Here is a 21,410-nt window from a genome sequence, read left to right as displayed (position 1 = left end):
CGAAACGTCCAATATTAGCGAAAGTGCAGGCTTATAGATAATTTTTAGGGTACTAAAAAAGGAAAATAATAATCTATTTTGATGCTGAACAGGCTAATTGCATGTACCTGCTTCGCTAAAATGCGGTCAGTATTCAAACAATCAGGAGGGTACACCATGAGTCTTCAGCAATCTGTGGCACCGGAACTTAACGACATTCGCCAGGCGATCCGTGCAAACTACCTGGCAGATGAACATGAAGTGATTCACCGGCTGATTGCTGAGGCCCAGTTGTCGGATGAAACCCGAAAGGCGATCTCGGCCCGGGCGGCAGAGCTGGTGCGGGATGTCCGCAACAGCGCACGCCCGACCATCATGGAAAAGTTTCTCGCCGAATATGGGCTGACCACCAAAGAAGGTGTGGCTCTCATGTGCCTGGCGGAGGCTTTGTTGCGGGTACCCGACAACCTCACCATCCAGGACCTGATCGAAGACAAGATCACCTCTGGCAACTGGGGCGCCCACGTGGGCAAAGCCAAATCCGGAATGATCAACTCGGCCACCCTGGCCCTGCTGATGACCAGCAACCTGCTGAAAGATTCCGAGCGCCAGAGTGTGGGTGATACCTTGCGTAAGCTGGTAAAGCGCCTGGGCGAACCGGTTGTGCGCACCGTGGCGGGCCAGGCCATGAAGGAAATGGGGCGCCAGTTTGTACTGGGTCGTACCATTGAAGAGGCGCAGGACCGCGGCAAGTCCCAGGAAGAGCGGGGCTATACCTATTCCTATGACATGCTGGGCGAAGCGGCGCGCACCGATGCCGATGCTCAGCGTTATTACCAGGCGTACTCTGATGCCATTGACAGCATCAGCAAGCGCTGCAAAGGCGATGTAAGAACGAATCCGGGTATCTCGGTGAAGCTGTCAGCGCTGCTGGCACGCTATGAGTACGGGCATAAAGAGCGGGTGATGAATGAACTCATGCCCCGGGCACTCAAGCTCGCCAGAAAGGCAGCAGCGGCCAACATGGGCTTCAATATTGATGCCGAAGAGCAGGATCGTCTTGATCTTTCCCTGGATGTGATTGAGGCCATCCTGTCCGACCCGGAACTGAAAGACTGGCAAGGTTTTGGTGTTGTGGTCCAGGCGTTCGGCAAGCGCGCCTCGCAGACCCTCGACTGGCTCTATGCGCTTTCTGAAAAACTGGATCGCCGCATCATGGTGCGGCTGGTTAAAGGTGCTTACTGGGATGCCGAGATCAAGCGTGCCCAGGTGATGGGCCTGTCAGACTTTCCGGTCTTCACCCGCAAGGCCTGCAGCGACGTCGCTTACCTGGCCGGTGCTCGCAAGCTTCTGGGCATGACCGACCGTATCTACCCGCAGTTCGCCACCCACAATGCCCATTCGGTGTCAGCGGTGCTGGAACTGGCCAAGGATCTGAGTCGGGATAAATTCGAATTCCAGCGCCTGCATGGTATGGGGGAATCCCTGCACGATCAGGTTCTGGAGGACAGTGGTGTGCCTTGCCGGATCTACGCGCCGGTGGGCGCCCACAAAGACCTGCTGGCTTACCTGGTTCGCCGGTTGCTGGAGAACGGTGCCAACAGTTCCTTTGTTAACCAGATTGTGGATACCAGCATCACCCCGGAAGAAATCGCCAAAGACCCTATTGACGTGGTGGTGGGCCTTGGCCAAAACCTGTCCAGCAAAGCGATTGTCCACCCGTCGAAAATCTTTGGTGAGCAGCGTCGAAACTCCAAAGGATGGGATATTACGGATCCGGTGACGGTGGCCGAGATTGATGAAGGTCGTAACCGTTACAAGAGCCATCAGTGGAAGGGCGGCCCGGTGCTGGCGGTAGATTCCGTGAGTGATGAGGTGGTCGAAGTACGGAATCCGGCAAACCCGGACGACCTGGTTGGCCACATCACCTATACCTCAGAGGCGGATATTTCGTCGGCTCTGGACGCCGCTCAGGAGGGCTTCAAACAGTGGTCTGCTGTACCGGCGGAAGAGCGTGCGGCCATGATCCGTAAGGTCGGTGACCTTTACGAAGAGAACGTGCACGAGCTGTTTGCGTTGACCACCCGAGAAGCAGGCAAATCCCTGCTGGATGCCGTGGCCGAGATTCGTGAGGCCGTGGATTTTGCCATGTTCTATGCCAATGAAGGCATTCGTTACAAGAATGATGGCGAAGCCCGTGGTGTGATGTGCTGCATCTCGCCCTGGAACTTCCCGCTGGCGATCTTTACTGGCCAGATTCTGGCGAACCTGGCGGCCGGTAACGCGGTGGTGGCCAAGCCGGCAGAACAAACCTCGCTGCTGGCCTTCCGGGCCGTGGAGCTGATGCATCAGGCGGGCATCCCCCGGGCTGCGATCCAGCTATTGCCTGGTACCGGCGCCACCGTGGGTTCCGGACTGACCTCAGATGCCCGGGTGACCGGCGTGTGTTTCACGGGTTCAACCGCCACGGCGCAGCGGATCAACAAGGCCATGACTGAACACATGGAGCCGGATGCACCGCTGGTGGCAGAAACCGGTGGCCTGAACGCCATGATCGTGGATTCCACCGCGTTGCCGGAGCAGGTGGTGCGTGACGTGCTGGCATCCTCCTTCCAGAGTGCCGGTCAGCGCTGTTCTGCACTTCGTATGCTGTATGTGCAGAAGGACATTGCCGATAATCTGCTGGAAATGCTCTACGGTGCCATGGAGGAACTGGGTATTGGTGATCCGTGGCAGTTGTCGACCGATGTGGGCCCGGTGATCGACGAAAATGCCCGCAAGAAGATTACCGACCATTGCCAGAAATTCGAGCAGCAGGGCAAGCTGCTCAAGAAACTGAACGTACCGGAAAAGGGCCTGTTTGTATCGCCGGCAGTGCTTCAGGTGAGCGGAATTGAAGAACTGGAAGAGGAGATTTTCGGCCCGGTTCTGCATGTGGCCACGTTTGAAGCCAAGGACATCGACAAGGTGATTGATGCCGTCAACGCCAAGGGCTACGGCCTGACCTTCGGTATCCACAGTCGCGTTGACCGCCGGATCGAGCACATTGCCAGCCGCATCAAGGTGGGCAACACCTACGTGAACCGTAACCAGATCGGCGCCATCGTCGGTTCCCAGCCATTCGGTGGCGAGGGATTGTCGGGTACCGGGCCGAAAGCCGGTGGCCCGCAGTACGTGCGCCGCTTCCTGCGGGGTGAGGTGGTTGAAAAGCCTGCTCAGTCCAGTGACAAGGTGCTCAGTACCGACAAGGCCCAGAAGCTGATCGACAAGCTGGCCAAAGTAGCGGTACCGGAGGCGGAAGGTCGTCAGACGTTGCTGGAGCCCTTCTTCGGCAAGGTGCCGGCGCCTCTGGACGAAGGCTACGAGGAGATGCCGGGGCCGACGGGCGAGCAGAACCATCTGTCCTGCCATGGTCGCGGCCTGGTACTGTGCCTTGGCCCAGACGCCGAGTCTGCCGTTGAGCAGGCCGGCACCGCCCTGTCGCAGGGTAACAAGGTGGTGGTGATTGCACCGGGCGCCGAGAAGGCACTGGCGGATGCCATCAAGGCGGGCCTTCCGGTTGTTGCCAGCGATGGCATGCTGGATCCGGACGCTCTGAGCCATCTGACCGGCTTTGAAGCGGTGGTGAGCGTAGCCGAGAAGCCGCTGCTCAAGCAGTATCGCATGGCGCTGAGTAAGCGTGATGGCGCGCTGTTGCCGGTGATCACAGAACACAAGCTGGATCAACGCTACGTGATTGAGCGGCATCTGTGTATCGACACCACAGCGGCCGGCGGTAACGCCAGCCTGATTGCGTCGGCTGAATAAAGCCGGTTTGGGCCGGGGGATGGCTTCCCCCGGCTTTTCCTTTCCTCGCGTTTCTGTTGCGAGCCATTCGCGTTACCATAGCCCGTTTTAGCTACATCATTCGAATCGGGCATCCACTTGCAAAGCAACCATTCCAGCCACCGTGACTCTTCCGGGGGAGCCTCTGAGGCCTCGCAAAATTTCTTCGCGGTCTGTCTGTCACTGACGCTGTGTTTTGTCGTCTACTCAATGCTGATTGTGGCAGTGCCTGTGTATGGGCTTCAGCTTGGCGCGTCTCCTCTCGTTCTGGGTGCAGTGTTAAGCGCCCAGTATCTGCTACCGCTGGTGCTAGCCATTCCCCTGGGAGGCATCGTGAGCCGGTTTGGTGGCAGGGCCACGCTGCTGGCCGGGGCGGGCATTATGGTGGCAGGCTTGTTGTCGATGCATGCGTGGTATGGCTATGCGGGCCTCGTGACTGGTCAGTTGCTGGTGGGGCTGGCTCACCTCCAGATGGTTCTGGCTGCCCAAACCATCATTTCCAACCTGGGCACCGGGCCGAGGCTGGAGCAGTACTTTGGCTGGTATGCCACCTGGCTGTCGGGCGGGCAGGTTATCGGCCCCCTGTTGGCCGGTGCTGTGCTGAAGTCTTCCGATACCGAGTACGTGTTCCTTGTGATGGCTCTGTTTGCGCTGGTCTCGGGCGTTGTAACACTCCGCCTGACCGGGCAGGCGAGGGAGCGTATTCACGTTACCCGAAAGCAGGCGGGTTTCCGGGCGCAATGGCAGCTTGTCGGCAGTAACCGTGGGGTGCAGTTGTCGATTCTGGTCACGGTATTGGGGATGTTCGCACTCGGGGTCTACGGAAGCTATTTGCCAGTGTACCTGGAGAGCCTGGCCATCAGCCCGTTGATTATTGGAGTTCTGGTCAGTCTTCGAGCCGGTGTGTCCATGCTGGTTCGGCCGTTTATGGCGCGCATTATTGCACTTGCCGGAGGCCGCGTGCCGACAGTGTTACTCTCGCTCGGTACCCTTGCCGCTGGCCTGGCTTTTCTGGGGGCGTCTGAGCAGTTGCTGCTGATGGCTGCCCTGGCCATGCTGGTCGGTATCGGTTCAGGTCTTACCCAGCCTTTATCCATGGTGATCCTGGCGGAATCTGTGGAACGTGAGCGGCGTGCAGGGGCATTGGGTATGCGTTTGATGGCAAACCGGGCGGTGCACTTTCTGGCGCCCCTGTTCTTTGGTCTGCTACTTGAACTGAGCGGCTTTACACTGGCTTTCGCTGCTTCAGGTATACTGATTGGCTTCGCGCTTATCGTGGCGCACCGACTGTTCAGCTCCGGGAATCTGTAACCATGTCTGGCACGGCCTCCGGCACCTATGATCGACTGATCAACCCTGTACTTGTCGCAGGCTGTATTATTATTCTGGTTGGTTTTTCCGTGCGGGCCTCTTTTGGTCTGTTTCAACTGCCGATTGCCCTGGAATTTGCCTGGCCAAGGGAGTCGTTTTCTCTGGCCATCGCCATTCAGAACCTGTTCTGGGGCATCGGGCAGCCGATCTTTGGAGCTTTTGCCGAACGCTACGGTGATCGCAAAGCTATCCTGGTGGGCGGTATCTGTTACGTGGTCGGGCTGGTTGCCTCGGCATTCGCCATTACCCCGGGCCAGCACCAGCTTCTGGAAATGCTGGTTGGGTTCGGGATTGCCGGAACCGGATTCGGGGTCATCCTCGCTGTCGTAGGGCGCTCTGCCCCGGAAAAGCATCGCTCCATGGCGCTGGGCATTGCAACCGCAGCCGGTTCTGCAGGGCAGATCATTGGCCCGCCCGTCGCGCAGGCGCTGCTGAGCCAGATGCCCTGGCAAAGCGTGTTCATGGTGCTGGCCGGTTTCATTACGGTGTCGATGCTTGCCCTTCTGTTCATGCGGGCACCCAAGGCGGCACCCTCGGTCTCGACCGATGAACCGATGGGAGTGGTGCTGAAGCGAGCGGTGAAAGACCCCTCGTTCCTGTTCATTTTTATCGGCTTTTTCTCTTGCGGGTACCAACTGGCGTTCATCACCGCGCATTTTCCGGCGTTTATTACGGAAATGTGTGGGCCAATTACGCCGGACAGCCTGATCTACGTGCTGGGGGTAACGTCAGCGTCCGGGCTCGGCGCCATCTCAATTGCCCTGATCGGTCTGTTCAATATCGGTGGCACACTGATGGCCGGCTGGTTGGGTAACCGATACTCGCGCAAGTACCTTCTGGCGACGATTTACCTGTTACGAACAATCGTCTCTGCCGCCTTTATCATGGCGCCAATCACTCCTGAAAGCGTTGTGCTCTTCTCGGTGGCGATGGGTTCGTTGTGGTTGGCAACGGTACCGCTGACGTCTGGCCTGGTTGCGCACATCTACGGGTTGAAGTACATGGGCACGCTCTATGGCCTGGTATTCTTTTCGCACCAGCTTGGCGGTTTTCTTGGTGTCTGGCTGGGTGGAGCCCTGTACGACCTCTACCATAACTACACGCTGGTGTGGTGGATCGGTGTTGGCGTCGGGGCCTTGTCGGCACTGATTCACCTGCCGATTCGGGAATACCCCTGGGAGAAGCGCGGGCAGGCGGTCGCTGCCTGATAGAACGACAAAGCCCGGACCTTTCGGCCCGGGCTTTGTGTAGGGAATTCTGGTCGGGACGGTAGGATTTGAACCTACGACCCCTTGCACCCCATGCGCTTAAAAAGTGGATTTCGCAAGACATTAAAAGACCGCCAAAGACTCATAAAATAATAGAATAAATAATGGGTTACGGTTATTATTCATCCATAGTTGTCCATTAAGAAACACTGAGAGCTAGCCGATCCGGTGGGGCAAAAAGTGGGGCAAAAATGGACTTTGGTGAATATGACCTTGGGGTGGATAGATAATGGCCAAGCTGACTGTTCGGCAGTTGGAGTCCCTGACTGAGGCTGACGATGGAAAGACATTGCGCGAGGACGGAGGAATTGTCGGGAAGGTTCGCGCAGGAGTTCGCGGCATCACGGTGTTGTTCCGTTACGAATTCAAACTCGATGGCCACAAGCATGACCACCGGCTAGGTTCCTGGCCAAAGAAGTCCCTGGCTGAACTGCGGGCTGAGCGTGATGTAGCCAAAACGACAGTTGCCAAAGGCATTGACCCCACCAAAGCAAACAAAGCCGCAAAAATCGAAGCCCAGGCTGCTATAGCGGCCACCATTGCCGAGGCTGAGCGCCAGGCTACCGACAACCTGACCGTAGCGGATCTTTTCGCGGAGTGGGTGAAAGACGGTGTTGCCCGGCAAGATGGCAATGCCGAATTGAAGCGCACCTTTAACAAGGATGTGCTGCCAAAGATCGGCAAGAAAAAGATCCGGGAACTCTCCGAGAAAGACCTTCTCTCCGTCTTGCGCGCAGTTAGGGCGCGAGGCCTGAATCGAACGGTCGTGATTCTGAACAACGATATGGGCCAGATGTTGCGCTGGGGAGAGAAACGGAAGCCGTGGCGTGGCCTCATGGTTGATGGTAACCCGGCTGATTTAGTGGACGTTGAGAAACTGCTGGACGCGGACTACCACGAAGAACGTGATCGCATTCTATCCGCTGATGAGATTCGGGAGCTGCGCGATGCCTTCGCCAAACTCGAGTCCGATTATTCTGAATTGCCCGCCGGGGAGAAGTATTCTGGTATACGCCCCGTCACTACCAGGGTTCAATGTGCTATATGGCTTTGCCTGAGCACCCTCTGCCGGATTGGAGAGCTCCTGAAAGCCGAGTGGAAGCATGTTGATTTGGATGCTGGCACCTGGTTTATTCCGGCAGAGAACACCAAGGGCAAGCGCGGAAAGCGTCAGGATCACCATGTGTTCCTATCCCCCTTCGCTCTGTCCCAGTTCAAGCAGCTTCATGCTGAAACCGGGGACACCCCATTCTGTTTCCCGTCAAAGTCCAAAACTAGCCATGTATGCGTCAAAACGGTCAGTAAACAGATCGGTGACCGTCAATCCCAGTTCAAGAACCGCAAAAAGCCACTGCCAGGGCGCCAGCATAACGACACGCTGGTTCTTGCCGGGGGCAACAATGGAGAGTGGACACCACACGACCTGAGACGCACAGGCGCCACGATGATGCAAAGCCTGGGTGTCGCCCTGGATATTATTGATCGCTGCCAGAATCACGTTATGAAAGGCAAGGTGCGTCGTCATTACCTTCACCATGATTATGCCACGGAAAAAGCCGAGGCCTGGCGACTGCTAGGGGAGAGGATCGAGGCGATTTTGACAGCTGACAATGTTGTTCAAGGGCAATTTAGGCGAGCTTAGATTGAATCGTATGGTTCGTCTGATGATTTTATGTCCAAAGGGTGGCGCGGGCCACCGCAAGGTGCGACTGAATGGGGCATTACCGGAGAGATAAAGGATTTCCTGACTGGTTCCAGCTGGAGAAGTATTCGGAAACTCTGCAATTTAAGGCCTCTGACTGGTTGGCTGCTCTTCGTATTCGCAAGAGCATCCTGGATGCGCTCTCGGGGCTTGAGAAAGCCGGGTTGGAGCCCTGCTATGCGTATCAAATCATGCCCGAAACTCAAGCCGAACTGACCGCATTGAGGGAAGCGCCTCTGGATAACATGGGCTGTGGTAGTTGGGCTGTTATTGCCGGGGAATTCTCTGATGCCAGTCTCTCATTGCCAGTACGTGAGATGAAGTTTGTCGATATTGCCCGGCTCAAGCAGGAAGCTGCTCTGAATGCTGAGAATGGCGAATGCCCATTTGACCCGTGGAAAGAATTGGAAAAATGGCCGAACCTGCCGGATGAGATCATGAGAGTGCCGCTTCGAGGCAAAGAACAATCATTCGAGCCCCTTCTGGTAGACATGAGGGCGACCAATGCTGTGCTAATCAAATCATTTGAGGCTTGGCTGAAAAAGGCGAGGTCTGAGCAACGGGGGCGGAGCAAACAGAAGAGGCCGAACTACACCTCTTGGTCAGGATATGGGCTGCTTCCTTATCTTGATCTCTTGATCTGGCGAAAGGAAGAGCGAGTTCGGAGATCAAGCGAGGAAATGGCTCAAGCTGTTGGTTACGATCAGACTGACGAAAATTTTCAGGCAACGGTTATGGCGTTAGCCAGGCGGTTGATGAATGACTTGGGTGAGCTTGAGGCTTTGGCTGCCGAGGAAGAATATAGGCTTTGAGCATTTCGAGGGTAACTATTCTAACCAGAAATCGTTGTGTTCAATTGCCGCTTTCCGATCTAAATAATAGCTAGCGAAATCCATAAAGCGCCAGGGTGCGCAAAGGAGATTTTGCTATGTATGCCTCAGATAAAACCCGCCGCATCATGCGCCTACCTGAAGTCAAAGCCGCCACTGGCTTTGGTCGGGCGCATATCTACAACCTGATGAAAGAAGGCAGATTCCCCAAAGCCCGTAAGATCGGTGCCCGTGCCGTTGGCTGGGACAGTCAGCAGGTAGAAAGCTGGGTGGCCGCTCAGCTGGATGGGGAGGCCTGATATGAAAATGGCGACCCATTCCGAAGAACAAAGCCGCCTTCGTAAGGCCAATATCAACGCGAGGCCGATTAGCAAGATTGCCCGGATACTGTCCGTATTTCTGACCGGTGCCAGCTTCAATCGGTTTGAAGCCGAGCGCATTGGCGATCACTGCTTGCACAGCACCATTTCAGATCTCACGAATCGACACGGTCTGAATTTCAAACGCCAGAATGAGCGAGTTCCAAATCATTGGGGCAAGCCTTGTACCGTGGTTCGCTACAGCCTCCCGGAATCCGAGCGCCAGAAGGCCATGGCCGTGATGAAGTGGCTCACCCGCAAAAGCGATATCAGCGATGGGGAAGAAGGCGATGAATAAGAAACCTTCAACCCGAAATCTGCTTATTAAAGCTGCCGCCTGGCTCCAAAGCCGGCCCGCAATTATGGATCTTTTAGTAGTCGTGGCTGCCGTTGCCTTGATTCTGGTGGGGGGCTACCTATGAGCGCTTCTGTCACTGCGTTTGCCGATGTACTCCAAGAAGCGTTCGGCCCGCTTGGATGGATGCCAATCCCAGATGGAGAGCTTCACCGGTTTTATGTGCCGGGCGATAGCCGTGGGACCATTAACGGTTGGTATGTTCTGTTCCTGGATGGTATCCCGGCTGGGGTTTATGGAACCTGGAAGGATGGTGAAACCAAAAAATGGTGCGCGCGACAGCCTGCTAGCCGGGGTGAGGCCAGGCAAGTTTCTAAGCTAGTACGCCAGGCCATTCGTTTTCGTGAAGCGGCGAAGGCGAGGGAACAGCGGCTTGCGGCGGAGCGTGCCAATCGACTGTGGAGTGAAGCCCGGAAGGCAAATAGCCAACACCGCTACCTCGCTCGAAAACGGATCGAGCCCTACACCCTGCGCCAAACTGGCGAGACTCTGTATGTACCGCTTTACGGTGAGGGTTTGTTGATCAACCTCCAACAGATCCCGCCATACGGGAAAAAGCGCTTTCTGAAGGGAGGCCGAATAAAGGGGTGTTACTCACCCCTCGGCCAACCAGAACCCGGAAAACCGCTTTACGTCTGCGAGGGCTTTGCCACTGGGGCCACCATCCATGCGGAGACAGGTGCGACGGTAGCGTGCGCTATGAGTGCGTACAACCTGTTGAGTGTGGGGCGTTATCTTCAGCACCGTTACCCAAGAAGCTCACTGATTATCGCCGGTGATGACGACCGTAAAACGGCTTCGGAGGGCAAGAGTAACGCTGGTGTTGAATACGCTACCAAAGCTGCTCAGGAGCTGGGATGCGCCATGGTATTCCCCGACTTTCCGCCGGAGGCCCCGCTGGATCTCTCGGACTTTAACGACCTGGCGGTTTGGAGGGCGACAAAGTGAACGCAGTGACGATGCCGCCTTTGATACCAACGCCCATGTATCCACAACCGGAGACTCCCTTTAGCTTTGTGGCGGCTGCCAATATGGCGGTAAACCCCATCGCCTGGTTGGTTGAGGGGTATATCGAAGAAGATGCGATTGCCGTGATGTATGGGGCTCCGGGCAAGGGGAAGTCATTCCTTGCCTTGGATGTCTCCTGCTGTATCGCCAGCAAAACGCAGTTCCATGGGCGCCAAGTGAAGCCTGGGGCGGTGTTCTATATCGCGGGTGAAGGCCACAACGGCCTGGCACGAAGGCTGCGGGCCTGGGCCCAGCTCAACCAGCAAGAGATGCCAGAGCTGTTATTCATCTCAGAGGCTGCTGCTGAGCTTTCCAGTAGCACCAGCGCCGCAATCGTGGCCCAGGCTGTCCAACAGCTGGCGGACGCGACGGGTGAAACTCCAGTACTGATTGTTATCGACACGCTGGCCCGGAACTTTGGAGGGGATGAGAACAGCGCGACCGATATGGGTCAGTTTGTTCGCAACGCAGACACGCTGCGCCGGCGCTGGAACGCCACAGTGCTCATAGTTCATCACAGCGGGAAGGATGGCGACAGAGGAGCCCGGGGTTCTTCCGCCTTGAAAGGTGCTGCGGATGCCGAGTATGAGGTGAATCGCGGTAATGAGGACAAACTGATCCGCCTGATCCCCAGGAAGATGAAAGATGCGGAGGAGCCGGAGCCGCTTGCCTTTGAGTTAGTCGGTGTGCCAATTCAGGATGATTCGGGGAACCCCATCATGGGAGCGGCCTTGAAGTCCGCTGAATACACAATGCCAGAGCCAGATACCGTAAAGCTCGGTAAGCAGCAGAAGGCTGCCCTGGATGTTCTGAAACGGCTCCACAATGACATAGCGGAGAGGCTTGCGAGCCAGGGCAGGGAGGATCACCCAGTCAACGTCACCACCAAGCAATGGAAACAGGCTTGCGAAGACGAGGGCGTGCCCCGGCAACGGTTCCACGATGCCAAGAATACCCTGGTTGAGAGGGGGAAGATTCGGATTGATGGGCCACATGTCTACCTTGTCCGTCCGGATTGGAGCCCCTTAGGGACACCGGACAGGACGGACAGTACGAATAGCTCCAAAAACGGACAAAGCGGACGGGAACCGGACAATATCCGGACAGTGACCGGACAAAATACCCAGCCAGGAAAACAGGGGAGGGAATGACCATGGCAGACCTTATGCCCCAGAAACAGCAGGAAGTGGTGTCTGACCAGAGGCGTGCGGAACAGTCTCTCGCTCAAACCATAACCACCCCGGAATGTCTCAGCGCCTCAGTGCTGACCATCTGCCAGAACGTAGATCACTCCAACGTGACTGAACTGGTGGCTGAGCTCAAAAGGCAGTCGAGTGCCATTAACGCGGATGACCTATCCCGGGCTGAAGCTATGTTAATCGCCCAGTCGCACACCCTGGATGGTCTGTTTGCCAAGTTAACCACCGACGCGCTCGCAAGCGGCAACCTTGAGAAACTGGAACGCTATATGAAGCTGGCGCTCAAAGCCCAGAACCAGGCCAGGGCGACCCTGCAAACACTGGTTGAGCTGAAGGCACCAAAGAGAGTTGCCTTCGTTCAGCAGGCCAACATTGGTAACCAGGTACAGGTTAACAACGAAGGACAACGCGCGCGCACGCGGAAAAAACGAAAAGCGCCAAACAAACTATTGGAGGCAAACCATGGCGAATGGCTGGACACCAGAGCGGCGGGCAAAACAGGCGGAGCTGATCCGGCAATGGCAACCTTGGAGAGGCAGCACCGGCCCCACAAGCGATGACGGCAAAGCACGGGTCTCACGCAATGCCTGGAAAGGCGGTGTTAGGCCGCAGCTTAGGGAGCTGTCGAAGGCGCTCAGGGAGGTGGAACAACAGCGGCGGGAGCTTTTATAGGCCCCGCCGGCCTTGTTGGTGGTTGGCATTTTAGTGTTGTTCGTGGTTTCTAATGGCCATAGGGCGCGTCATCGCGGGCAGGTCGATATCCGAGCAAACTAATCGTGCGCCCTACGATGTTCATGTAGTTTGAGCGTAAACGCCTGTTGGATAGGTCAGTGGCGGCACTTAGAACGGGCATCCAGTAGTCCACTTCGTCCTGCGGGGTGTCGTCCTGCTCTACGCGCTGCTTGGCGCTCTGCTGGAGGCTTGATATGCCTGTTTGTCCTTCGAGTAAGAGCGTCAGCACCGCCCTGAAATAACCTTCCTCATGGAAAGACTCACCGAAAATCAGTTTTGCATGAGGGCGGATAAGCTCCCAGGCTTCCGTTGCTGGCACCTTCTGCTTGAGAAGAGATTCAAAAACGCTGGTGTCTCTTTGCTTTTGTACCAACAACCATAGAATTGCTCGGGAGAGTAACGGTGCGAGTTCGGAGTTCGCGGAGTAAACAGCTCCAGCCTCTAGTAAAAGACGTTCAATCTCGCGCAGTGAAAGGTTGTAGGATATAGCCAGTCGGGCAATAAAATCTGCTGAGAATGCGTTCCGTTCAGAATTGGAAAGGCCGCGCCCCTCGAAAACACCCTCCATTCCAAGGCGTTTGATCGTATTCAGGCAAAACGCCATAAGGTCGGGCTCGGGTAGCTTCAGTTGAAGGTGGAAGAACTTATTGAGATATCGGTGTCCATCATAACCCTGGCCATAGTGGCCCTTAATCGTTTCTCCCAGCTGGTCGATATCCACACCGATCACGAAGACGACGCCATCGACGTTGAAGAAGTGTTTGATTGATTCTAGGAGTTCCACCGCATAGTTCGGGCGGCAGCGATCCAGCTCATCCACGATTATGACGAGAGGAAACTCGTTGCCTTCATCCTCAAGCTTCTTGGCGAACTCGGTGAGCGAGTCCCTGAATCGGGCTGCCGAGTGTTTAGCATTCTCGTGATCTGCCAGTTTCTTCTCGACCAGCTTTGCTGCGAGATCGTCAACGCCGTTGAGGTCTACTATCCCACCAGTCAGAGCCCTCACTGCGAGTGGAGCCACGTGCCGCAGAAGTTCTCCGCCCTTGGCCTTAATCTGTTCGATCGACGCGGACTGGCGTTCGTCATCGTCGATTAGTTGCCCGCTCAATTCCTGAATCAGAGCAACAAGCGCATCGTGGGTGTAATCAACCTCCCAGGCGCTGAACTTGACCACCTTGGCGCCCTGTAACCGGAGCGATGCTGACCACATATCCAGAAAGCTGGTCTTTCCCGTTCCCCACGGGGCTGTGAGGGAAATTACAGCTGGCCCCTCAGCTTGCTTAACGAGATTGGTAAGCCGTTCCCCGGTATCGCTGAGCTGGAAAGCACTGGAGGCCCAGGGGTCGCTGTCGTCAATTACCAGTTTCTGTGGCTCGAATCGCATTAGTCCATATGCTCCGTAATGGTGGGTTTCTAATAGCTGGTGCCGAGCTAAACGCCGGTGGTTAGGTAGGTTGCTCGTTTGTCTTGGCCCTTTTCTATCACTTCTCCGGAGCGGCTGGTAGACTTTCCTGTTGATCACTTTTCTGGTTTCAATTAAATCAGCACCTTACGAGATTGTTGAAGGCGTATAGTCAATGAACGCAGTAGAAATCGAAGAAGCAATATCCGATCTCGCCCTGGAGGCATTCGATAAAGACGAATTCCCCTTCGCCTTCCTGCGCGCCTTTGGCAATAAAGAAACCACCATCAAGCGGCTGAAAGCTGGCACCACCAACAAGTCGGACGCTGGTGGCGTGTTACAGACCAACAACATCCACATTGCAGTGGCCGATGCCGGAGAGGTTGCTCATAAGCTGGGTGAGCTCAGGGAGAGCCCAGCGACTGCCCGGGCTAAGGCCCGGTTCATACTATCTACGGATGGCGCGGATTTTGAAGCTGAGGATTTGGAGACGGGTGAAACGGTTGCCTGTGAGTACCAACAGTTCCCTGACCATTTCGGTTTCTTTCTGCCTCTGGCCGGCATTTCTACCATTAAGCAGCTGCGTGACAGCTCCTTTGATATACGGGCCACCAGCCGCCTGAACCGCCTTTATGTTGAGCTGCTGAAAGACAATCCGGACTGGGGTGGCAGTGAGCAGCGCCATGAAATGAACCATTTCATGGCCAGGCTGATCTTCTGCTTCTTTGCTGAGGACACCGATATCTTTGCCGGCGAAAGCCTTTTTACAGACACTGTCGAGCAGATGAGTGCCCGGGATTCCTCCAATACCCATGAAGTGATTAGCGAAGTCTTCCGGGCTATGAATACCCGGGCGGCTGACCGACAGGCTGAGAGGCTGCCAAGGTGGACAGAGCGGTTCCCCTATGTGAATGGCGGTTTGTTCTCTGGCAGTGTTCAGGTGCCGAGGTTCAGCAAGATCGCCCGCTCCTACCTCCTTCACATCGGCAAACTGGATTGGACTCAGATTAACCCAGATATCTTCGGTTCGATGATCCAGGCCGTTGCCGATGATGAGGAGCGGGGCTCGCTGGGAATGCATTACACCAGCGTTCCAAACATCCTCAAGGTACTAAACCCGCTGTTTTTGGATGACCTTCGAGAGAAGCTGGAGGAGGCTGGTGATAGCCCTCGCAAGCTTCTGAATCTCCGTAATCGAATGGCCCGGATTCGGGTGTTTGATCCGGCCTGTGGCTCCGGAAACTTCCTGGTCATCGCGTACAAGCAGATGCGCGCGATTGAGAATGATATTAATGAGCGACGGGGTGAGCCGGGGCGGAAAAGCGATATTCCACTCACGAATTTCCGGGGTATAGAGCTGCGCGATTTCTCGGCAGAAATTGCCCGCTTGGCACTGATTATTGCGGAGTATCAGTGCGATGTCCTATACAGGGGGCAGAAAGAGGCTCTTCAGGAATTTCTCCCGCTCGACGCAGAGAACTGGATTACTTGCGGCAATGCGCTGAGATTAGACTGGCTGACGGTGTGCTCTCCCACCGGTAGCGGCATCAAGCTCAGTTCGGACGATCTTTTTGAGACGCCCCTGGATCAAGCGGTAATTGATTTCGAGAATGAGGGGGGCGAAACATACCTCTGTGGCAACCCCCCGTATCTGGGGTCAACGTGGCAGAGTAAGGAGCAGAAAGAAGATCTGCGAAGACTTTTTGACGGTCGAGTGAAAGGTTGGAAATCGCTTGATTATGTGGCTGGATGGTTTGTCAAAGCAGCGGACTACGGGCGCCATACTCCCAGTGCCGCAGCATTTGTATCGACAAATTCAATCTGCCAAGGACAGCAGGTGCCAATCCTCTGGCCTTTGATTTTTGATACCGGCCATCGAATTACCTTCGCTCATACGAGTTTTAAATGGGCAAACCTGGCGAGTCACAATGCTGGGGTAACCGTTGCTATTGTGGGTATCTCCAATCTCATAAGCCCAAAATGCCAGTTGTATACACAGTCCACAGAAGATCTGACCAGCAATAGTGATCCGCTTGAGTCGGTGGCATATGACGGTACAGTCTGTCGAACAGTGCCGAACATAAATGCCTATTTGATTGCGGCACCTGATGTCATTGTAAATAAATCCTCTAAGCCCTTGTCTGGTTTGCCTGAAATGAGTTTTGGTAATAAGCCAGTGGATGGAGGTCATTTGCTTTTGACGAAGTCTGAGGTCAATCAGCTTGGGTTGACAGCTCAACAACGTGAAACATTCATTCGCAAGATATACGGCTCAGCTGAGTTTATTCGTGGACTGGAGCGTTATTGCCTGTGGATTGATGATCAAAATCTGGATGAAGCCTTGGCTATTGGCCCCATCCGATTGCGGATAGAGGGTGTCCGCTCTGTTCGGGAGGCAAGTCGGGACAAGAGTGCAAATGAGATGGCGAAACGTGCTCATCAAATGCGAGAGATGAATATTGGTAAATCACACGCAGTTGCATTGCCATGTGTTTCGTCAGAGAACAGAAGATACCTACCTGTTGGCCTCATAGATGGAAGGTCTACAGTGACAAACCTTTGTTTTGCAATTTACGATGCCCCCGTTTGGACTTTGGCGCTTTTGGCTTCTCGTCTTCATTTGGTATGGATTACCACTATCTGCGGGAAGTTAGAGACTCGCTATCGTTACTCAAATACTATGGGCTGGAATACTTTCCCGCTGCCTCCGTTGACAGAGAAAAACAGGATTGATCTGACGAAATGCGCAGAAGAAATCCTTTTGGCCCGTGAGTCTCATTTCCCCGCCACTATTGCTGAGCTTTACAACCCGAAAAGCATGCCTACTGACTTGCGGGAGGCTCATGAGCGCAATGATGAAGTTCTTGAGCGTATCTACATAGGTCGCCGGTTTAAAAACGACACTGAGCGGCTGGAAAAATTGTTCGATCTCTACACAAAGATGACATCAAAACAGCTTGGTCAAGCAAAAGGCGTGAAGCCTAAACAAGGACGTAACCAGTGAGCGAACTGATCCTCTATACCTCTGATGATGGCCGAACCCAACTCCACCTGCGAGCAGAGAGTGGCAGCGTTTGGCTGAGCCAGCTTGAGACAGCCGAGTTGTTCCAAACCACAAAACAGAATGTGTCACTCCATGCCAAGAACATCTTTGAAGATGGTGAGTTAACTCCGGAGGCAACTGTCAAGGAATCCTTGACAGTTCGAACCGAGGGGCCCCGGCAGGTTCAACGCAAAATAGCTCATTACAATCTGGATCTGATTCTGGCTATTGGCTACCGCGTGCGCTCTCCTCGAGGCGTTCAGTTCCGCCAGTGGGCAAGTACCCATCTGAAAGAGTTCTTGCTGAAAGGCTTCGTTATGGACGACGAACGCCTGAAGAATCCCGGCGGCTGGGATTACTTCGATGAACTGCTCGAGCGTATCCGCGAGATTCGGGCGTCGGAGAAGCGCTTCTACCAAAAGGTGCGTGATCTCTTTGCGCTCAGTTCGGATTACCGGGTTCGGGAGCGGGAAACCTCGATCTTCTTTGCCGAGGTTCAGAACAAGCTGATTTACGCCGTAACCGGTTACACAGCCGCTGAGCTGGTGTTGAAGCGTTCAGATCCGGATCAGCCGAACATGGCGCTAACTAGCTGGACAGGCTCCCGGGTGCGCAAGAAGGATGTGCTCACGGCGAAAAACTACCTGACCGCCGATGAAATGGACAGCCTCAATCGGCTGGTGGTGATCTTCCTCGAGCAGGCGGAGCTGCGGGTGAAGAATCAGAAAGAGCTTACGTTGGATTTCTGGCGGAACAACGTAGACCGAATGTTGGCGTTCAACGATCACCCGATTCTGCAAGGGGCGGGCTCTGTAAGTCACGACAGGATGGAGAAGATCGCTCACCAGCGTTATGACGAGTTCGACCAGAAGCGTAAGACCAACGAAGCCAGGTTGGCTGATGAGGAGGATCTGAAGGAGCTTGAGCAGCTCGAGGAACAGATAAAGCGCCAGGCCCGCACACCAGATAACCGTCCAGATAACCCCACAGACCGGGATTAAAGCAGGAAGTACCCAATGACCAAAACCGTTCCGTCCGTTTCAGTCTCTTATGCCAGCAACGGCAGCTCTACTAAGTCCAATGAGCTGGGTATGCGGCCAATGCAAGAGCGTGCCTTTGAGCGGCGCGGAGAGCAGTACCTGCTGATTAAATCGCCACCGGCTTCAGGTAAAAGCCGAGCGTTGATGTTCATCGCGTTGGACAAGCTACACAACCAGGGCCTGAAACAGGCCATTATTGTGGTGCCGGAGAAGTCCATAGGCTCCAGTTTCGCCGATGAGCCCCTGAGTAAGTTTGGTTTCTGGGCTGATTGGCACGTAGAGCCGAAGTGGAACCTGTGTAACGCACCTGGTTCAGACAACGGCGGCAAGGTGAAGTCGGTGGGTGCCTTCCTGGCCAGCGATGACCGGGTGTTGGTGTGTACTCACGCCACGTTCCGCTTTGCCGTGGATCAGTTTGGTATCGAGGCGTTCGATGACCGGCTGATTGCGGTGGATGAGTTCCATCATGTTTCTTCAAATCCGGATAACCGGCTGGGTGCCCAGTTGGGCCAGTTCATTGCCCGGGACAAGGTTCACATTGTAGCCATGACGGGCTCTTACTTCCGGGGCGATGCGGAGGCAGTGCTGGCTCCCACCGATGAATCACGGTTCGATACCGTCACCTACACCTACTATGAGCAGCTAAATGGCTACGAGTACCTGAAGCAGCTCGATATCGGGTACTTCTTCTATTCCGGCCCTTACTCGGAAAGCATTCTGGAAGTGTTAGATCCGAATGAGAAAACCATCGTTCACATTCCCAACGTGAATTCCCGGGAAAGCACCAAAGACAAGATCCGGGAGGTTGAGCACATCATTGAAGAGCTGGGGGAGTGGCAGGGCACAGACCCGGATACCGGGTTCCAGTTGGTGAAAACGTCAGCCGGGAAGGTGTTGCGCATTGCTGACTTGGTGGATGACGATTCTGCCAAACGAGACCGTGTATCCGCGGCTCTGAAAGATCCTGCTCAGAAGAACAACCATGACCATGTGGATATCATCATTGCCCTGGGCATGGCCAAAGAGGGCTTTGACTGGATCTGGTGCGAACACGCGCTGACGGTTGGCTACCGCTCGAGCCTTACGGAAATTGTTCAGATCATTGGCCGTTCTACCCGCGATGCGCCGGGCAAAACCCGGGCGCGCTTTACCAACCTGATTGCTGAGCCGGATGCTTCGGAGCAGGCTGTAGCGGAGGCGGTTAACGATACCTTGAAAGCGATTGCTGCCAGTTTGTTGATGGAGCAAGTATTGGCACCCCGCTTTGAGTTCAAGCCCAAGGCAGAGGCCACAGGCCCGGTCGAAGGCTATGACTACGGTGAGGGCGGCTATGATCCTGAGAAATGTAACGTCGGGATTAACGAAGAAACCGGCCAGTTCCAGATTGAGATCAAAGGCCTGGCAGAGCCCAAAAGCGATGAAGCCAGCCGAATCTGTACCGAAGATCTGAATGAAGTGATCGCCAGCTTTGTCCAAGACAAGACCACGATAGAGCGGGGGCTGTTCGATGAGGAGATGATTCCCGAGGAGCTGACTCAGGTTCGTATGGGCAAAATCATCAAAGACCGTTACCCGGAGTTGGATGCCGAGGATCAGGAGGCGGTTCGCCAGCACGCGATTGCCGCTCTCAATATGACTCAGCAAGCAAAGCAGGCGCTGCTTGAGACCATCGGTGGTGAGGAAGGTGATGGCACAGGTGCTGGCGGTGAACCCAGCTTGAAGCCGAACACGGCGTTAATTGCCGGCGTGCGCAAGTTCGCCATGGATGTGACAGAGCTGGATATCGATCTGATCGACCGAATCAACCCGTTCAGCGAAGCCTACGCCATCCTGGCCAAAACCATGAGTGAGGACAGCCTGAAACAGATTGCCTCCATCATCTCCGCCAAGCGCACCACGCTTTCACCAGAGGAAGCCAAGGAGCTGGCGGTTCGCGCAGTGAAGTTCAAGCGTGAGCGTGGCCGGGCACCCTCCGATACGTCTCAGGATGCCTGGGAGCGTCGAATGGCCGAGGGAGCGGCTGCTTTTATGAGATACAAAGAAGAGGGCCGTTACGATGGATCTTGATGAGCTGAGTGCTGAGCTACAGGAATTTGCCCAGCCCAAGACAGAAAAGACTCTGACCGCCCGGGAAGAACGGATTATTGCCGGCTTTGAGGAGATCCAGCGCTTCGTAGAAGAGCATGGTCGAATCCCTGAGCACGGCGAAGACCGGGATATCTTTGAGCGTTTGTATGCTGTTCGTCTGGATCGCATTCGTGCGCTCGAGGAATGCCGGGAACTTGTCGCTGAGTTGGATCATCAGGGGCTACTGGAGGGCGGTGCTGGTATTCAGGATGAGTCTGCGGAGGCCATGGATGATGATGAGCTTCTGGCGGAGCTCAGTGATATGGCGCCAGGTGGTGAGCTGACAGAATTGCGCCACGTTCGTTCTACCGCTGAAAAGCGGGCTGTGGATGAGATTGCGAACCGAACCCTCTGTGAAGACTTTGAACAGTTCAGGCCGCTGTTCCGCCAGGTAGAGGCGGAGCTCAAGGCTGGCATTCGCGAAACCCGGCGCTTTGGCCAGGATGCCAGCATCGAGCAGGGTAACTTCTTTATCCTGAATGGCCAGATGGTGTACGTCGCGGAAGTAGGGGAGGCATTCAAGGCGCCCAATGGCGAGAGAGATGCCAGGCTGCGGGTGATCTACTCCAATGAAACGGAGAGTGACATCCTGCTGCGTTCTCTTCAGCGCGCTCTATATAAAGACGAAACCGGCCGCAGGATTACTGAGCACGATGCCGGGCCGCTGTTTCGGGATACCTGGGAGGAGGATGACGTAGAGACGGGCACTATCTATGTGCTCCGGAGCAAGTCCCAGAACCCGTTTGTGGCTGAGCACCGGGAACTGATCCATAAGATCGGGGTGACTGGCGGCAAAGTGGAGACCCGCATAGCGAATGCCGAGCACGATGCCACGTATCTGCTGGCAGAAGTGGAAGTGGTTGCCACCTACAAACTGGCAGGGATCAACCGCACAAAACTTGAGGCGCTACTCCACAGAGTGTTTGCCCCCGCCCAGCTGGATCTTCAGATCAAAGACCGATTCGGGCACCCCGTTAAGCCCAGGGAATGGTTTCTGGTTCCGTTGTCGGCGATTGATGAGGCCGTTGATCGGATTCGGGATGGTTCCATCACTCAGGCAGCATACGATCCGGAAACCGCTTCCCTGGTTAACCTATCTTCCTGAATTCTTGGGAAGGTAGGTTTCGAATTCGGTGGGGCAAAAAGTGGGGCAAAAACGAAGAGCCGGAA

Annotated in this window: 15 protein-coding genes; 14 read left to right on the top strand and 1 reads right to left on the bottom strand. The window is 55.3% G+C overall.

All coding sequences use genetic code 11. The features are described 5' to 3' along the window. The first annotated feature begins 156 nt into the window (after positions 1 to 156). The 10 genes from putA to ACAM27_RS14235 all read left to right on the top strand — a co-directional run bounded on the left by putA (position 157) and on the right by ACAM27_RS14235 (position 12,456). Complete coding sequence (putA, locus tag ACAM27_RS14280; RefSeq protein WP_369612170.1) at positions 157 to 3,786, top strand: bifunctional proline dehydrogenase/L-glutamate gamma-semialdehyde dehydrogenase PutA; 3,630 nt, start codon at positions 157 to 159, stop codon at positions 3,784 to 3,786. A gap of 117 nt (positions 3,787 to 3,903) precedes the next feature. Continuing rightward, the gene (locus ACAM27_RS14275) at positions 3,904 to 5,115 is read left to right on the top strand and encodes an MFS transporter (protein ID WP_113878935.1); all 1,212 of its coding nucleotides are present in this window, start codon (positions 3,904 to 3,906) and stop codon (positions 5,113 to 5,115) included. Positions 5,116 to 5,117: 2 nt separating this feature from the next. Continuing rightward, positions 5,118 to 6,383 carry an MFS transporter gene (locus ACAM27_RS14270; protein WP_011785521.1) on the top strand — a complete coding sequence of 422 codons (1,266 nt, stop codon included), beginning with the start codon at positions 5,118 to 5,120 and terminating at the stop codon, positions 6,381 to 6,383. Between the two features lie 289 nt (positions 6,384 to 6,672). Then, entirely contained in the window at positions 6,673 to 8,085 is a 1,413-nt protein-coding gene (locus ACAM27_RS14265) for a tyrosine-type recombinase/integrase (protein ID WP_369612169.1), read from the top strand. Positions 8,086 to 8,156: 71 nt separating this feature from the next. Further along, positions 8,157 to 8,957 (top strand): DUF6387 family protein, encoded by an 801-nt coding sequence (locus tag ACAM27_RS14260; RefSeq protein ID WP_369612168.1) that lies wholly within the window; start codon positions 8,157 to 8,159, stop codon positions 8,955 to 8,957. A gap of 116 nt (positions 8,958 to 9,073) precedes the next feature. Beyond that, a complete protein-coding gene (locus ACAM27_RS14255) occupies positions 9,074 to 9,274 on the top strand; it encodes an AlpA family transcriptional regulator (protein WP_369612167.1) in 201 nt (66 codons plus the stop codon). Between the two features lies 1 nt (position 9,275). Continuing rightward, complete coding sequence (locus tag ACAM27_RS14250) at positions 9,276 to 9,632, top strand: hypothetical protein (protein WP_369612166.1); 357 nt, start codon at positions 9,276 to 9,278, stop codon at positions 9,630 to 9,632. 120 nt (positions 9,633 to 9,752) lie between these two features. Then, complete coding sequence (locus ACAM27_RS14245) at positions 9,753 to 10,637, top strand: toprim domain-containing protein (RefSeq protein WP_369612165.1); 885 nt, start codon at positions 9,753 to 9,755, stop codon at positions 10,635 to 10,637. A gap of 35 nt (positions 10,638 to 10,672) precedes the next feature. Continuing rightward, complete coding sequence (locus ACAM27_RS14240) at positions 10,673 to 11,848, top strand: AAA family ATPase (RefSeq protein ID WP_369612164.1); 1,176 nt, start codon at positions 10,673 to 10,675, stop codon at positions 11,846 to 11,848. Then, positions 11,845 to 12,456, top strand: coding sequence for a hypothetical protein (locus tag ACAM27_RS14235; RefSeq protein WP_369612163.1), 612 nt, complete (start codon positions 11,845 to 11,847; stop codon positions 12,454 to 12,456). Before ACAM27_RS14240 ends, ACAM27_RS14235 begins: the two co-directional genes overlap by 4 nt. 161 nt (positions 12,457 to 12,617) lie before the next feature. Here the strand turns inward: ACAM27_RS14235 and ACAM27_RS14230 are convergent, their stop codons facing one another. Then, positions 12,618 to 14,012 (bottom strand): P-loop NTPase fold protein, encoded by a 1,395-nt coding sequence (locus tag ACAM27_RS14230; protein WP_369612162.1) that lies wholly within the window; start codon positions 14,010 to 14,012, stop codon positions 12,618 to 12,620. Between the two features lie 193 nt (positions 14,013 to 14,205). On the opposite strand from ACAM27_RS14230, the gene ACAM27_RS14225 reads away from it, so the two are divergent. The 4 genes from ACAM27_RS14225 to ACAM27_RS14210 are packed head-to-tail and all read left to right on the top strand — an operon-like array spanning position 14,206 to position 21,345. Then, positions 14,206 to 17,034 (top strand): class I SAM-dependent DNA methyltransferase, encoded by a 2,829-nt coding sequence (locus ACAM27_RS14225; protein ID WP_369612161.1) that lies wholly within the window; start codon positions 14,206 to 14,208, stop codon positions 17,032 to 17,034. Beyond that, positions 17,031 to 18,074 carry a virulence RhuM family protein gene (locus ACAM27_RS14220; protein WP_369612160.1) on the top strand — a complete coding sequence of 348 codons (1,044 nt, stop codon included), beginning with the start codon at positions 17,031 to 17,033 and terminating at the stop codon, positions 18,072 to 18,074. The genes ACAM27_RS14225 and ACAM27_RS14220 overlap by 4 nt, the downstream gene beginning before the upstream one ends. 15 nt (positions 18,075 to 18,089) lie before the next feature. Continuing rightward, positions 18,090 to 20,180 (top strand): DEAD/DEAH box helicase, encoded by a 2,091-nt coding sequence (locus ACAM27_RS14215; protein ID WP_369612159.1) that lies wholly within the window; start codon positions 18,090 to 18,092, stop codon positions 20,178 to 20,180. Further along, on the top strand, positions 20,170 to 21,345 hold the full coding sequence (locus ACAM27_RS14210) for a GIY-YIG nuclease family protein (protein ID WP_369612158.1): 1,176 nt from the start codon (positions 20,170 to 20,172) through the stop codon (positions 21,343 to 21,345). Before ACAM27_RS14215 ends, ACAM27_RS14210 begins: the two co-directional genes overlap by 11 nt. The last annotated feature ends 65 nt before the right edge of the window (positions 21,346 to 21,410 follow it).

This window comes from Marinobacter sp. RI1 (assembly GCF_041155085.1).
GTDB classification, from domain to species: Bacteria; Pseudomonadota; Gammaproteobacteria; order Pseudomonadales; family Oleiphilaceae; genus Marinobacter; species Marinobacter nauticus.
Note: the sequence above shows the minus strand (reverse complement) of the source record. Positions and strands in the feature narration are given on the sequence as shown.

Excerpts from the sequence above, each read along its gene's own strand:
- putA (WP_369612170.1), top strand. The coding sequence starts at position 157 with ATGAGTCTTCAGCAATCTGTGGCACCGGAACTTAACGACATTCGCCAG.
- ACAM27_RS14270 (WP_011785521.1), top strand. The coding sequence starts at position 5,118 with ATGTCTGGCACGGCCTCCGGCACCTATGATCGACTGATCAACCCTGTA.
- ACAM27_RS14265 (WP_369612169.1), top strand. The coding sequence starts at position 6,673 with ATGGCCAAGCTGACTGTTCGGCAGTTGGAGTCCCTGACTGAGGCTGAC.
- ACAM27_RS14260 (WP_369612168.1), top strand. The coding sequence starts at position 8,157 with ATGGGGCATTACCGGAGAGATAAAGGATTTCCTGACTGGTTCCAGCTG.
- ACAM27_RS14255 (WP_369612167.1), top strand. The coding sequence starts at position 9,074 with ATGTATGCCTCAGATAAAACCCGCCGCATCATGCGCCTACCTGAAGTC.
- ACAM27_RS14250 (WP_369612166.1), top strand. The coding sequence starts at position 9,276 with ATGAAAATGGCGACCCATTCCGAAGAACAAAGCCGCCTTCGTAAGGCC.
- ACAM27_RS14245 (WP_369612165.1), top strand. The coding sequence starts at position 9,753 with ATGAGCGCTTCTGTCACTGCGTTTGCCGATGTACTCCAAGAAGCGTTC.
- ACAM27_RS14240 (WP_369612164.1), top strand. The coding sequence starts at position 10,673 with ATGTATCCACAACCGGAGACTCCCTTTAGCTTTGTGGCGGCTGCCAAT.
- ACAM27_RS14235 (WP_369612163.1), top strand. The coding sequence starts at position 11,845 with ATGACCATGGCAGACCTTATGCCCCAGAAACAGCAGGAAGTGGTGTCT.
- ACAM27_RS14230 (WP_369612162.1), bottom strand. The coding sequence starts at position 14,012 with ATGCGATTCGAGCCACAGAAACTGGTAATTGACGACAGCGACCCCTGG.
- ACAM27_RS14225 (WP_369612161.1), top strand. The coding sequence starts at position 14,206 with ATGAACGCAGTAGAAATCGAAGAAGCAATATCCGATCTCGCCCTGGAG.
- ACAM27_RS14215 (WP_369612159.1), top strand. The coding sequence starts at position 18,090 with ATGACCAAAACCGTTCCGTCCGTTTCAGTCTCTTATGCCAGCAACGGC.
- ACAM27_RS14210 (WP_369612158.1), top strand. The coding sequence starts at position 20,170 with ATGGATCTTGATGAGCTGAGTGCTGAGCTACAGGAATTTGCCCAGCCC.